The organism is Salinarchaeum chitinilyticum (assembly GCF_055390775.1).
The window spans coordinates 1185158-1199300 of the sequence record NZ_AP043888.1 but is presented as its reverse complement, the minus strand read 5'-3'; the positions used below and the strand labels follow the sequence as shown (position 1 = coordinate 1199300).

8 protein-coding genes are annotated in these 14143 nt (G+C 62.0%); 7 read left to right on the top strand and 1 reads right to left on the bottom strand.

The features are described 5' to 3' along the window. Nucleotides 1-89: 89 nt before the first annotated feature. Nucleotides 90-1673 carry a sulfatase-like hydrolase/transferase gene (locus ACZ5KP_RS05925; protein WP_464761895.1) on the bottom strand — a complete coding sequence of 528 codons (1584 nt, stop codon included), beginning with the start codon at nt 1671-1673 and terminating at the stop codon, nt 90-92. A gap of 1209 nt (nt 1674-2882) precedes the next feature. Here ACZ5KP_RS05925 and rdfA point away from each other — a divergent pair. From rdfA to ACZ5KP_RS05890, 7 genes are all read left to right on the top strand, one after another. Further along, nucleotides 2883-3488 (top strand): rod-determining factor RdfA, encoded by a 606-nt coding sequence (gene rdfA / locus ACZ5KP_RS05920; protein WP_460920900.1) that lies wholly within the window; start codon nt 2883-2885, stop codon nt 3486-3488. A 65-nt stretch (nt 3489-3553) separates the two neighbouring features. Next, on the top strand, nt 3554-5497 hold the full coding sequence (locus ACZ5KP_RS05915) for an archaea-specific SMC-related protein (RefSeq protein ID WP_460920898.1): 1944 nt from the start codon (nt 3554-3556) through the stop codon (nt 5495-5497). A gap of 625 nt (nt 5498-6122) precedes the next feature. Continuing rightward, nucleotides 6123-6560, top strand: coding sequence for a pilin (locus ACZ5KP_RS05910; RefSeq protein WP_460920896.1), 438 nt, complete (start codon nt 6123-6125; stop codon nt 6558-6560). Between the two features lie 14 nt (nt 6561-6574). Beyond that, nucleotides 6575-8374 carry a DUF8186 domain-containing protein gene (locus tag ACZ5KP_RS05905; protein WP_460920894.1) on the top strand — a complete coding sequence of 600 codons (1800 nt, stop codon included), beginning with the start codon at nt 6575-6577 and terminating at the stop codon, nt 8372-8374. 109 nt (nt 8375-8483) lie between these two features. Continuing rightward, on the top strand, nt 8484-9707 hold the full coding sequence (locus ACZ5KP_RS05900; protein ID WP_460920892.1) for a hypothetical protein: 1224 nt from the start codon (nt 8484-8486) through the stop codon (nt 9705-9707). Between the two features lie 5 nt (nt 9708-9712). After that, nucleotides 9713-12961: a VirB4 family type IV secretion system protein gene (locus ACZ5KP_RS05895; protein ID WP_460920890.1), complete on the top strand. Its 3249-nt coding sequence runs from the start codon at nt 9713-9715 to the stop codon at nt 12959-12961. Further along, on the top strand, nt 12958-14100 hold the full coding sequence (locus ACZ5KP_RS05890) for a DUF8128 domain-containing protein (RefSeq protein WP_460920888.1): 1143 nt from the start codon (nt 12958-12960) through the stop codon (nt 14098-14100). The genes ACZ5KP_RS05895 and ACZ5KP_RS05890 overlap by 4 nt, the downstream gene beginning before the upstream one ends. Nucleotides 14101-14143: the final 43 nt, after the last annotated feature.

Genomic DNA, 14143 nt, shown 5'->3' with positions numbered 1-14143 from the left:
GGTCCACAGACGCCCCCTCGTGTGGCAACGGCCGGATTTCAGACGAGATTCCGGGGGTATCCAGCCGTGAGGTGAGTCACGTCGGGTCCTTAGGGTTCGTTCTCCGGCCAGTCATCGTACGCCTCTGCTGGATTGTCGAAGATGACGTCGGGTTTGTAGATGGAGATACCAGCATCAATGATCCGCCCGTCGGGTAGATGATACATGTTTCCATCGGTGGCGTCGTTGTGGTGAATCATTGCGAGATGCCCGGACATCGGGGACTCGTCGGGGTTCGGCGGGAACAGGAGATGGTCATTCTCGGCCCACTCCTCATCCTCGAGGCGTTGGGCTTCGACCTCCTCGAAGTCAACAGTCTCATCGACGTACGCTCGTAACCTCTCCAGTGCCGACCGATCGTCGCCATCGGGATCGAGCGCCAGATTATTTCTCTCCAGGGGGTCAGACTCGATGTCGAACAGAAGCTCCTGGTAGTCGCCACGGAATCCCACGTACTTGTATCGTCCATCTCGGACCATCCGGAACTCCGATCCCTCGCCCCATCGAGGAGCCAACACGTCGCACACGACTGGCCCTCGATCGGGCTCTTCGCCCGTCCGAATCGCCGAGGAAAGATCCTGTCCGTCAATATCCGTTGGTTCGGATACGTCGCAGAGATTGGCGAGTGTTGGGAAGAGGTCGACCAATCCGACCGGGGTATCAATCCGGTCGGCCTCCTGCTCCCCGGCCCGCTGTTCGGGTGTCTGAACCATAAGTGGAACCCGGGATGAGGCCTCGTGCCAGGTTCCTTTCCACCAGAGACCATGCTCACCGGCCAATTCGCCGTGATCCGATGCGTACACGACGATCGTATTATCGAGGTACCCGGATTCATCCATCAGAGTCAGCATATCTCCGATCAACTCGTCGATGAAGTCGATACAGGCGAAATATGCAGCCCTGGCTTTCGTGGCGTCTGCTGCATCGACTTCATCCAGCCCAAACAACTCGACGGCCGACTCGGTGAGCGGATGATCCGCGTGATCCGTATCGCGACCCACTTTGGGTGCCGGGACGTTATCCGGCCAGTAGCGCTCGAGGAACCGTTCAGGTGCTGTCAGCGGGAAGTGAGGCCGGGAGATCGACGCACACAGGAACCAAGGTTGATCCGGATTCGAATGTTCCTGTTCCCGGACCCAGGAGAGCGATTCGGTGAGGACGTTCCGCTCCTGGAGTTGACTTTCAGGGAGCTCGGTGACGCCCGCATCATCGATTCTGGATTCAAGCGCAAGGCCACGATTATCTTCGAGCGGTCTGATTGGATCCGGTTGGTGGCCAGTTTCACCGGTTAGATCTCCGTAGGGCCGATGATCGAACCCGCAAAACTGTCTATCCCCGCCGAAATGCATCTTCCCGACCAGACACGTCTCGTACCCCTCATCGCTGAACGCTTCGGGCATCGTACGCCGATCAGGCAAGAGCGGGCTCCAGTTGTGCCAGGCCCCAGCTCCCGGCACCCGCTGCCCTGTGAGCATGGATAAGCGAGACGGCGTGCACAGTGGCATTTGGCAGTACGCCTGATCGAACACAGTGCTGGATGCTGCGAGATCATCCAGGTTGGGGGTGTCTACAGGTTCCCCTCGGCCATCAGGATCGAGATGGCTGAACCCACGATGACTATGCTCGTCACTCATTATGAACAGGACGTTCGGTTGATCTGTCATGGTATGGCTATGTATACTCGTACCTAACCGCTCTGTCGGATTAGCCAATGGAGAGTCTATATATAAAAGCGACGGGTGGATCATAATTATTCACATGTCTAACGACAGCAAATATCCTATTCATCGGTAGCAGCCCGATACAATGGTTGCTCCTCGACGTCGGAAGCCTCTGCCGTATGCTTCGATATGCGCCGGGTGACAACGAAGTTGCCTTGTTCAAAAGTATCGAGAAGGCAAACATCGATGCATACGCTATTGCACGAAAAACCGTTCTCACAGGAAAGAAGACCAATTCAGAACTGGGAACAGAGAACCGGTGTGTTCGCCAATGGATTTCGGAGCGACGAAGCTTATGGCCCTACGTACACGTGTCGAGTGATGGGGGAGATCTAGTGCTGTTCGTCCATCACGGAGTAACCCCATTCGAGCGGTACGAACTGAGGCGTCCTACTTCAGCACTATTGTACAGCCGGGCATTCTGCCGCGACGTCGTGGAGATCCTGAATGTGGCCAAATCAGACTGGCTATACGAGTCTGTTTTCTGTAACTATTAGACTAGTATATATTATCGAATTTGTACTGTTCTCCAAATCTATAGGAATATTGTTATAACTGGGTCGGGAAATGTCGGTTCGATATCGAACGGTACCCGAAGCTCTCTAACGACCGTCTACACTCAGCGCGCCAGCTGGGGAGTGAACGGAAGGAGCGGCACGATTCGCGCAAGTGCAAGATCTTCATGCAACTCCGCCAATTCAGCTCGGATACTTCGGTACGGATTCTATACGGGGAGTTACCGTAGGAGAGGGGTTCCATCCTTCCAAATTAGCCACTAAGAATAATCCAAAGATTGGATATATATCCTAAATACTGATGAGTATCGGAGAATAAATCTAAAACACAATCAAACAGTCAATATTTGCACGTCTATTTCAACATCCTCGCATAGCACATAATTATAAAATATTCATGTATATTTGATTTTTGAATATATCTATATAACTTAGGACTGTTGTATTTTTCTCGAGTCAGATAACCGATGACGAGAGTAACCCGCTGGTTGCGAGATACCATGCGATCCCTAGGCACGTTCCCTACTTTCGCGAGGATATCCTCGTGGGACTCCGGAGAGGGTGCACACCAGTACCCATTTTACTGCGTCGGGCTGACGTAGCCGTCATGAGCGAGGACGAATCACGCCCGGACAACAAGGTCGCGAGGGTCATCGAAGAGTACGAGCTCGAAGGATGGGGGCAACGGCTCGAAGATCGATGGACCGGGGTCGACGGCGAACGGGAGAGCCTGCGTGACCTTGCTACGGCGCTGAATCGAACTGTCTTCAAGGCAGCAGTGGAGCGTTCGGAAATTTCGATGACTGACCTGGATATCGAGAGCACCTACGATGCCCTCACGGACGACGCGGTGTCGCGCGCCGACCGACTGCGAAAGGAACGTGAGTTGGAGCGCGCAGGGATGGACGTTGACGCGGTGCGATCGGATTTCGTCACCCACCAGACGGTCCACACCTACCTCACGTCCTACCGCGATGCCTCACTTCCCGATGAACCGCCCCGACTCGACCGGGCGGCCGAAAGCATCCAGCGTCTGATGGGTCGCTCCACAGCTGTCGTCGAGTCCACACTCGAGCGATTGATCGACCGTAATGCCGTGACCGACCACGAGTACACCGTCTTTGCCGACATTCAGATCGTCTGTGAAGATTGTGGCTCGAGCTACGACGCAGATCGGTTTCTCTCCGATGGCGGCTGTCAATGTTCCTCGTAAGCGACGAGTATCGTTCCAAAATGTAAGCAGCCATATTTATAACACAGTGGGTTGCCAATTTAGCCATGTCACTGACAGACGGCGACCAGCGGTCGTTGACGATAACCGCCGACAATATTGGTGGCATCGATCATTCTGAGGTCTCGATCGGCCCGGGGGTAACGATCCTCACCGGTCGGAACGCCACGAATCGGACGTCGTTCCTTCAGGCGCTGATGGCAGGTATGGGGAGTACGAAGCCATCGTTGAAGGGTGATGCCGAGGAGGGCGAGGTGCTCGTCGAACTCGGAGACGAGACGTATCGCCGCCGACTCGAACGGACGAGTAACGGCGTCACGTTCCAGGGGGATGCGTACCTCGAAGACGCGGATTTAGCGGATACGTTCGCATTTCTGCTCGGGGATAACGAGGCACGCCTCGCCGTCGAGCGTGGCGAGGATCTCCACGACGTGATCATGGATCCCGTCGACACTGCCTCCATCGAAGCAGAGATCGACCGACTTGAGACTGAAAAGCGGGACCTGGAGGACGAACTCGAGCACCTCTCGTCGCTCAAAGACGACCTCCCCGGACTCGAGGCCGAAAAGCGATCGCTCGAGGAAGAACTCGAGGAGAAGCGCGCCAGCCTCGAAGATCGGAGAGCCGAGGTCGATGCCCAAGACGTCGACCCGGAGGAACACAAAGAGGAGCAAGCGGAACTCGAGGAGCTGTTCGACGAACTCCGGACCAAGCGGTCTGACCTCGACTCCATCGAGTTTGACCTCGAGACCGAACGGGAGTCCCTCGAGGAACTTGAATCCGAACGGGAGGACCTGGAAACCGAGCTCGAGAATCTGGACGACGATATCGAAGATCCAGATGCGCTCCAGAGTCGCATCCAGACCCTCCGGGATCGAAAGCAGAATCTCGATAGCACGCTCAACGAGCTCCAGCGCGTGATCGGCTTCAACGAAGACGCCCTCGAAGGCGGTGGCCCCGAGCTCGGCGGTGCCGTCGAATCGACCGACGATCGCGACGTAACTGATGCACTCGTATCCGATCCCGATGACATCGTCTGCTGGACGTGCGGATCGGAAGTCACGACTGACCGAGTCGAGGAGACGATCGAGGAGCTTCGATCGATCCGCTCGGATCTCGTGACCGACCGGGACGAGCTGCAGGAGGAGATCGAAACGCTCACCGACGAACGCGACCAGCGCCGGGAGCGCAAACGATCGCATGAACGGAAGCGGAATCGCCTCGCGTCCCTCGAGGACGACCTCGATCGAACGAGGGAGCGCATCGCGTCCCTCGAGCAGGACCGGGAGGAGATGCAGGCAGCAGTCGAGCAACTCGAAACAGACGTTGAGGAGTTCGAGACGACTGATCACGACGGCCTGCTCGAGGCTCACCGGAAGGTCAACGAACTCGAGATCGAGATCGATCGCCTGGAGTCCGAACGGGAGTCGGTGACGGATCGGATCGAGGAGATCGAACAGGAACTCGGTCGCCAGGACGACATCCAATCCGAGCGCGAGGAACTCCAGGAAGAGTTGACGGACCTCCGTACTCGGGTCGATCAGATCGAAGCCGACGCCGTGGAATCGTTCAACGACCACATGGCGTCGATCCTCGGGACGCTCGAGTACGAAAACATCGAGCGGATCTGGATCGAGCAACGCCAAGAAGAGGTCCGGGAGGGACGACGGACGGTTTCACAGACGGTGTTCGATCTTCACGTCGTCCGAACAACCGAGGACGGCACTACGTATCGTGACGAAGTGCAACATCTCTCTGAAAGTGAGCGGGAAGTCACGGGGTTGGTCTTTGCGCTCGCAGGGTTCTTGGTCCACGACCTTGCCGAAGAGTTGCCTGTAATGCTGCTCGACTCACTCGAGGCGATCGACACCGATCGCATCGCTAGTCTGATCGAGTACTTCGAAACATACGTTGACTATCTCGTGGTCGTGTTGCTCCCCGAGGACGCGTCTGGCATTTCGGATCGCTATGACTACGTCCGGGAAATCTGAGGGGAACGACAAGTTCGACTATTCCCAGTTCGGCTCAGAGTCCGGAAGTCCAGCGGGAACGAGGGTACGTATTCGAACCCACCTGTTTCACGAGGCGGGCGGTTTCAGTTGCTAAAACGCCGTCGTGCGTGAACCTGGATCAACCTTCGACCCAGACGAAACCGGCTACGTAGACCTGTTAATCGCCACGTTGCAAGATCTCTGGGAGACTCTCGGCCGTTCCTATGGCTAGCTGTAGGACGTGCTCCACGAAATGCCGCGGGTAGTTTCGAAATTCGATCTAGCGGTGTCCGAACTCTGAAACGCCCTTGCGCCGTCGAGAGTGCCATCGTGCGTTCGGTTTGGTCGACTGCTCGACCACGCCGGTGTCACGCTACTCGCTACGATCCGGCAACCGATTCTACCTGATGGGTTTCGCTCCGATTGCGGAGCAACCGGTCTTCCAACTCGATCTCGCTACAGGTTTTTGTACGAGAGGGCGGCGAACCGGCCCCGCCGAAGGTGCTCGATCCAGACCAACTCCGCCGTCGACGGCCAACCGACGCCGAGTCACGCCGCCGACGAACGAGACTCGAACGCGGATCGAGCGACGGCACGCGGGCGTCTCCAGTCCGTTTCACGATCCATGCTCGACACTATCTCGACGAACGACAGCGACGCGAACAGATCCGACAACGTGGCAGCGACTGCGTCCAGCCTGCTCCGACGCGGGCTGCCGCTGCTGATGGTGCTGTTGCTCCTCACGGTTCCAGTGGGCGGGGCGTCGGCGCAGCAGGTCGGCGACACGTACTGTGATACCGGTGTGGAACAGCTCGTCCCGATCATCTACGGGATGATCGTCGCCCTCGCCTTCCCGATCTTCGGCTACTCACTGGCGAAAGCCGGCATCCAGTACATGAACGCGGGAGCGAATCCCGAACGGAAGAACAAGGCCAAGGAGAGCCTGACCTCCTCGGGGACGGGCTTCCTGATCGTCCTGGCAGCGCTGATCGCACCAACCTTGCTCCAGGACATCGCGAGCGAACTCGGGTTCACGATCTCGGGTTGCGTGATGCCGTTCTGACCCCGGTGGCTGAAATGAGATCAGTCGACCACAGCCTCCTCGCGATCGTTCTCCTCCTCGGGCTCGCACTGGCGACAGCGACTGCTGGGGCAGCTGCCGACGAGTCGTCGACTCCCGGCGGCAACGTCTCTAACGAGACCATCGAGGCACTGGACGTTCCGTCGCTCGACGGGCCGGACACCTACGCTGGAAATCACACCTGGCTCCGCCTCTGGTCGGGTGACGTCGATCAGAGCCCGTCGAAACCGTTCGGTGACGGCCGGTTCGGATTCGAGGCATCGCTCGCGGCGTCGACGGACGTTCCCTTCGACCGGCCGCTTCAGGCACCCGCAGCGTGGAACGCCAAGAACGTCGGCGAGCATCAGGACCACAGCCTGCAAACGTCGCGCTATCCTCAGGGGACGACCGTCACCGACGGTGAGTTCCTCCGCGACGCGTACGTCGAGATCTACGCGATCGATCCGTCGACGATACTGCACACCGATGGCGCACTGCGACGGTACGTCGACGAGTCCGGGACCGTCTCCGCCGTCAGCGACTTCCGGATCCCGACGAGCCTCGAGGCCCAGTCGGGGGCTGTCGAGCACACGGTCGAGGCCGTGAGTAAGACGGCGACGACGGTGTCGCTCTCCTACGACGGCCAGCAACTCGATACCGGCCAGGGAGCCCAGACGGCGCTCGCGTTCGAGGGCGTCTCCGACGCTGGCACGTTACGCGTAGCGGCCGAGATCCGAGCACGACTGGAGGTCGAGACCCGACAGTGTGACGACTGGAACGTCAGTTCCGGAACCTGCGAGGGCAGCTGGTCGGTCTCGACGTCGACGCAGGTCGATTCCGTGACCGTCGACGCCGAGCGGTCGGTCGAGCGGAACGATCTCGGCGTGTCGAACCGCAAGCGTGTCGACCTCCACCAAGGGTCGAACACGGCTACACCGGACGGTCCCGTTCCGTTCCCGGGCGAGTCACAGGCGGCGGTCGCCGGCGGTGTGGCGATCGAACCGACCGGTCACTGGTCGTCGGTCGACGTCGGGCCGAACGCTTCCGTTGGCTCCCAACTCCGCTTCTACAGTCGGAGTCCGGACGGTTGGGAACAGTTCGTCGTCGCCGGCCCGAACGGAACGTCCACGACCGAATCCACGGTCCGTCCCCTCCAGTTGCACGCGTATCCTGCCCCCGACGGACTGGACCCCTCACAGGCAGTCGACGTCGAGGCGGTGACTGGTGACGCTCACGACGGTCCTACCCTCGGTCCACAGATCGACCTCGCCGTTCCCGCACAGTACCAGCATCCCGACGAGTTGGCAGTCTCCGCGACCGTGGGAAGCCCTCAGGCGCTCTCGACGATCACGGTTCGGGGAATCGTCCCGGGACGGCAGCGAACGATCTCGCTGCCACCACCGACGCAGGAGCGTGCCGTCGCCCTCGATCTGAGCGTCGAAGCAGCGAACGCGACGCACGATCACGTAACTGCGACGGTCCGGGAGGCAGCAACCGACGATCCGATCTCGGTCGGCCACCTCGCGATCGACGGCGAGCGCTACTCCATCGAGAACGGATCGGTTTCGACGACGCTCGAATCTCCTCCGCGGACCATCGAGGCGACCTACCACCCTCCGTCCTGGCTCGACGCAAGTCGACTCTACGAGCCGGCCACCGAGTCGGCGAAACGATCGACGCCGGGTCTCGGTGTCGTCGACGTGGTCGATTTCGTGCTGTGGACGGCACTCGCCTTGCTTCCTCTCGCGCTCGCGGTACTCGGTGTCGACTACATGACCGACGGCCGGCTGCTCGGTTTCGTCTCCAACGACAGATGACCTCGACTCACATCCGACTCGACCGATCGAACGGAACAGTCCGCCTCGGCACTGCGGAGACGTCCACACCGCAGTCGAGCCGACCCACTCTCCGCGAGGTGGCTCGGTAATGGTCTGGATCAAAGACCAGGTGAAGGACGCGATCATCGCGGTCCTCGCGGATGTCAGGGACGGCATTCTCGCGTTCTCCTCGGACCTCTTCGTGACGTTGATTGGGCCGATCGTCGGCGTCCCGGCGCCCGAAGCCGGGGAGGGATACGTGGTCGCCAGCGAGCCGGTGAACCACCCATGGGGCGATCTCTACGGGGAGTTCTATCTCCCGTACGTCCTCGGGCTAACCTTCGCCCTCGCCTTCCTGGGGTTCGCGTTCGTCGGACTGCGGTCGAACGCACTCAGCCCCTACGAACGGAAACGTCTCCTCAGGCGACTCCTGCTCGTCACCGTCGGCGCCCTGGTCTGGTTTCCGTTCGTCTCCGTGCTCCTCCAGTTCGTCGACAGCATCGGCCTCGCGATCGCACCCGTCGACGAGATGACGGCGGACTTCCAGCAAATGACGAAATCGGCGATCGGGGGCGTGTTCGCCGGCCTCCTGATGGCCACCGTCAGCAACGTAATGCTACTGGTCGCGGCGCTCGGGTTCGCCCTCCGATATCTGGCCGTCGTGGTCCTCACCCTCCTCATGCCGCTCCTCGGCGTGTTCTGGGCGCTGGATACGTGGCCGCTCTCGACGACAGCAGAGATCGCTCGGAAGGCCGCGGCAGTGTACCCCGGGCTCGTCCTCGCGGGGCTGCCCGCGGCGATCCTGTTGCGCATCGGCTACCTCTGGGATCTCTTCGGCGACGAGGCCGGCCTCTGGGACCTGCTGTTGGCGTTGATGTTCATCCCGACGGCCTGTATCGCGTCGCTCATGACCGTCTACTGGTCGACGCCGGCGATCAAGACGATCTCCCAGGGCGGAGCCCGGGCCGGCGTTCGCGCGCCGAGCTCGGTGCGGGACTCGGCGAGCAGTGCCCGGGAGTCCACGCGGTCGGCCATCCAGGGCGGCCGCAACGTCCACCGTGGGTTCAGCGACGGCTCGGTTGGCGCGGTCCGGCAGGACGGCCAGACGACGCTCGGCAGTGGCGACTCCACGGCGTACCGACTCGGCGACACGGCATCGACGGCGACCGATCGAACCCGGTCCGGTCTCGGACGGGTCACTCCGTCCGGGCCGGCGATCGACACTTCGCTGCGCGACCGTGCGACGACCGACGCGCAGCGACTCGGATCCGGCGTGAAGCGCGTCTCCAAACACCGGCTGCAGCGAGCGAGACGACAGCTCTCGTGGAAGTGATCTCCATGCACTCGAATCAGGACCGACACGACTCCGAGGCGCGTCGCATCCATCAGACACTCGGCGGGACGACTGCGTTCCTCCGTGGCTACTCCGTTGGCGAGCTACTCCTGTTCATCGGCACCGGCGTCGTATCACTCCTCGCCGCGGCGATTGCACCCCCGGTCGCGACGGTACCGATCATGGCCGGCGGCGTCATGCTCCTCGCCTTTCTCCTCGTTCTCCACCGGGTCAAACCGTCCTATCTCTGGCTGACGGAGTGGCTCCTCGCCCGACTCGCGTGGGCGTTCAAAGACGAGACGTACGCCGACGGCGGGGAGGTGTCCGACGTTCGGCACCTCTCCCGCGTCGAGCGAATCTACCCCCACGCGATCGAACGGACCGACGGCGCACTCGTGGGGGCGCTCGCGGTCGAGCCCGCGAACCTCGCCCTCGAAGACCAGGAGGCCTGGTCGAACGCCGTCTCGTCGCTCGCAGAGTTCGTCAACGCCGGGATCGAGTTTCCCGTCCAGATCTACATCACGAACCGGGAGCTAGAGCAAGACGAGTTCGTCCGTGCCCACCGCCGGCGGCTCCGCGATGCCGACGTCCGCTCGCGACCGATTCTCAAACGTCTCGTCGAGCACTTCGTCGCCGAGAACGTCAACGACGCCGGTGACATCGACGCGGCGCCGATCGACGTACGAGAGTACTATCTCGTCACGGCAGTCACCGATGCCGACGTCGAGGGGCACGGACAGGCCTCCGACTCGGTGCTCGCGTACCTCGCCGAACTTCCCGTGGTGGGTCGTGCCTTCGACCGGTTCCAGGGATCGGACATCTCGTCCGCAGAGCGACGCCGGCTGAAGGAGGACGAACTCGAGTCGCGACTCCAACAGCTCCGACGCGAGGGCTCCTCCCTCTACAGGTGTTCGATCGACCCCGTCGAATCCGTCGAGCTCGCCGAGCTTACCAGGGAGTACTGGACCGGTCGCCAGCAGTCATTCGAGGATCCCGACGACGCGTTGTGTGATTTCCCCCTCGTGCACCGGAACGCGACGGCCTCGACCAGTCCGATGGGCGGTGACCACTCGACGGTTCGAGAAGACAGTACGCCGGCCGACGAGTCGCCGCGGTCGGAATCTACTCCGGAACCGTCCGAAGATCGAACCGAGGCCGACGAGCCCTCTCCCACTCTCGACGACGTCTCGGCCCAGCAGCAGTCCTGGCTGGTGCCCTCGACCGTGGACTGGGAGTCTTCCTACGCCGTTCTCGACGACGAGACGTACGTCCGAACGTTCTGGATCCAGCAGTTTCCACAGCAGCCGGCCGACGGGATGTTCGAACGACTCCTCCTGGAGACCGAACTGTCCGTCGACGTCAGCATCCACCTCGATCCCTTCGACAACGATTCGGCGGAGGACATGATCGGCGATTGGATCTCGGACATGCAGGTCGCCCAGCACGACGCGAACAGTCTGCGTGCGGAGGATCTCCAGGCCGACATCGACCAGGGGAAACGCATCCGATCGCTCGTCCGGTCGAACGAGGCATCGTTCCTCCGGACTGGAGTGTTCCTCCGACTGTCGGCTGACTCGAAGGAGGCCCTGGATACGCAGACGACCAGATTGCGGTCGATCGTCAAGGACGCACCGGCCAATTCGACGCTGAAGGTCGCGAGTCGGTGGCAGGAACGTGGCCTCGTCACCGTCTCGCCGGTCGGCGGGAACGAACTCGGCACGGACAGAATGTCGACGGCGACGAACCACGCCGCCGGAGCGATGTTCCCCTTCTCGTCGAACTATCTGCTGATGGACGGTGGCGTCGAGTACGGTCTCCACGGCCACAACGGGTCGCCAGTTCGGATCGATCCGTGGCGCCTCGAGACCGGCTACAGCGAACTCGTGGTGGGCATGCCCGGTGCCGGGAAGACGTTCGGCGCGATCCTCCGGCACCTCCGCACGATGAAACGGCGCGGCGATACGATGCTGGTGATGATCGACCCCGTCGGTGGCTACCGCGGGCTGGCCGAAGCGTTGGACGCCCGCACGATCACCGTCGGCGGCGAGACGCGGCTGAACCCACTCGAGTTGCGACGCAGTTCGGAGTCGTTCCTCGAGTCGGCGACGGACGCGTCGCCACTGTCGGCCAAGAAGGAGGAGGTCTACGGCCACGTCCAGCAGTTCCTCGAACTCCGGGGGATCGACGTCGGTGCCGAGACCGGCGTGCTCTCCTACGCGATCGACGAGACGTACCGCCGGAGCGACGTCGTCGAGGGCGAGATCGAGACCCACACGCCGACCAACTCGCCGACGATGACCGACCTCCTCGAGGTCTTCTCCGCGATCTCTGAGTCACCGGACGACCACCTCCAGCACGACTCCGCGTCGGCCCGGGAGCTCGCCGCGGAGTACGCCGATCAGATCGCGATCGCACTCCAACCGTTCCGGCCGGGCGGCGCCTACGAGAACCTGAGCCAGCCCTCCGAGGTGGAGATCCTCGAGGGCGACTCCGACGTCGTCTACGTCGACCTCGGCGAGGTCGAGGGGTCGGTGTCGGGGATCGACCAGCAGACGTTCCTAATGCAGCTGCTGTTGAGTACGATCTACCAGCAGACGAAGGCCGCCGACCGCAACGTCGAGCTCGCGATCGACGAGGCCCACTACCTCTTCGAAGACGGTGCGAATCTGGACTTCCTCGAGACGGCGTTCCGCCACCAGCGCCACGCCGGGCTCCGGTTCGTCCTGCTCTCACAGACCGCCAAGGAGTTCTACGACTCCGAGCAGGCCGAGCGGATTCTGGGTATGTGCCCGATCAAGGTGTTGCATCGTCTCCCCGACCTCGACGAGGCAACTGCCGAGAAGATGGGGCTCACGAGGGAGCAGCGGCGGTACGTCCGGCGGGCCGACGCCGGCAAACAGGATCTCGGTTACTCGCAGGCGCTCGTCGACGTCGAGGAACACGGGAGCTACCCGATCCAGATCGTCGGCGGCGTGTTCGAGCGACGCGTCGCCGACTACGACCCGGCGGAGGGAGAACCGAGCGATCGGCAGACCGACACAGCCGCCTCCGCCTCCCGTGCGTTCGGACGGTTCGTCGAGAACCAGGCGGGACGTCGCGACGCCGCCACTGGAATTCCACCGGATCGAGCCGACAGCATCCTGGCGGACCACCGCGGCGGCGAGCTCCTCGAGAGCGCCGGAGATTTGCCGGACGATCTGTCGACCGACGGCGGTCCGACGGACGACGAGACCACTGCCGGTGATGGCCGATGATCCGGCATCTCTGGGGCCGTCTGGGAAAGACAGTTCGGGGATCGACGGATCGAGCGATCCGACTTCCGATCGACGACCCCATCCACACCCGGCCGGCCGACGTCCCGGGGCAGTTGCTCAGAGTCTATCCTTACGCCGACAACGACGGACTCTCCGCGGGGGCGGCCTTCCTCCGATCGATCTCCGCCCCGACGACGAGCAGACTGGGACGCAACGTCAGCGACCACCACGCGTTCGAGCTCTGGTTCCACGAGGGGACGCTCTCGTTCTACCTCCACGCGGCAGACGAGACGGCTGGTTCGGACTTCCGCCGGCGACTCGCGAACGCCTATCCCGAATCGGAGGTACACGCTGTCACGGGCGGAGACGCCTTCCCGACGGTCCGGCCCTCCTCCTACGTCGCCGGCGCCAGGATCGACACGCGTCGGCATTACTTCTTCCCGATCCGGAACCTCGACGCCGACGAGTTCGACTCGGATCCTTTCGAGCAGCTGACGAACGAGATGCGGTCGACGGACGACACGAGCGTCGTCTTTCAGGTGGTGTTTCGCCCGGCGAAGCGATCGTGGGCGACCGGCAGTCGGTTCCGTCGAAACGGGGTACGGGACATCGCTCGCAGCAAGCGCAGGGCGCAGTCAGTCGGCTTCCTCGACCCCCACACCGAGGAACCGACCGAGGAGGACGAGCGGCTCGCTGCTCGGCTCGAGCGCCAGGCCGATCGCGTCGCCTTCCACGCCAACCTCCGGGTGCTCGTGATATCGGCGGACCAGACGGAGGCCAACCGGCGACTCGTGGGGATCGAGGAGGCATTCGAGACCCAGTACGAGTCTACGGCTCGCCAGGGACTCACCGCCTCGCCGATCACTCACTGGCGCCAGCGCACCCAGGCGAAGCGGCTCCGGTCGTTCCTCGAGCGGAGCATCGACCGTCGGTGGGTGAACCGGGAGTGTTGTCTGACCGTCCACGAGCTCGCCGGACTCGCACACTTCCCCAACGAAGAGATCGGGACACCGGACGTCGACTGGCGTCACACGGCTCGTGGCGAGTGGATTCCGAACGATCTAGAGCAGCACGAACGATCTCGTGGGACGTCCGACGATCCGGCTCCGCAGACGGCTGCCCCTTCGGGTGGTGAGTGACGTGTTCGAGAAGCTCCCCTGGGTGGGCGGAGCGGACGACTCG

Coding starts and splice junctions, on each gene's coding strand:
- ACZ5KP_RS05905 (WP_460920894.1), top strand. CDS start 6,575: ATGAGATCAGTCGACCACAGCCTCCTCGCGATCGTTCTCCTCCTCGGG.
- ACZ5KP_RS05890 (WP_460920888.1), top strand. CDS start 12,958: ATGATCCGGCATCTCTGGGGCCGTCTGGGAAAGACAGTTCGGGGATCG.
- ACZ5KP_RS05895 (WP_460920890.1), top strand. CDS start 9,713: ATGCACTCGAATCAGGACCGACACGACTCCGAGGCGCGTCGCATCCAT.
- ACZ5KP_RS05910 (WP_460920896.1), top strand. CDS start 6,123: ATGCTCGACACTATCTCGACGAACGACAGCGACGCGAACAGATCCGAC.
- ACZ5KP_RS05925 (WP_464761895.1), bottom strand. CDS start 1,673: ATGAGTGACGAGCATAGTCATCGTGGGTTCAGCCATCTCGATCCTGAT.
- ACZ5KP_RS05915 (WP_460920898.1), top strand. CDS start 3,554: ATGTCACTGACAGACGGCGACCAGCGGTCGTTGACGATAACCGCCGAC.
- rdfA (WP_460920900.1), top strand. CDS start 2,883: ATGAGCGAGGACGAATCACGCCCGGACAACAAGGTCGCGAGGGTCATC.
- ACZ5KP_RS05900 (WP_460920892.1), top strand. CDS start 8,484: ATGGTCTGGATCAAAGACCAGGTGAAGGACGCGATCATCGCGGTCCTC.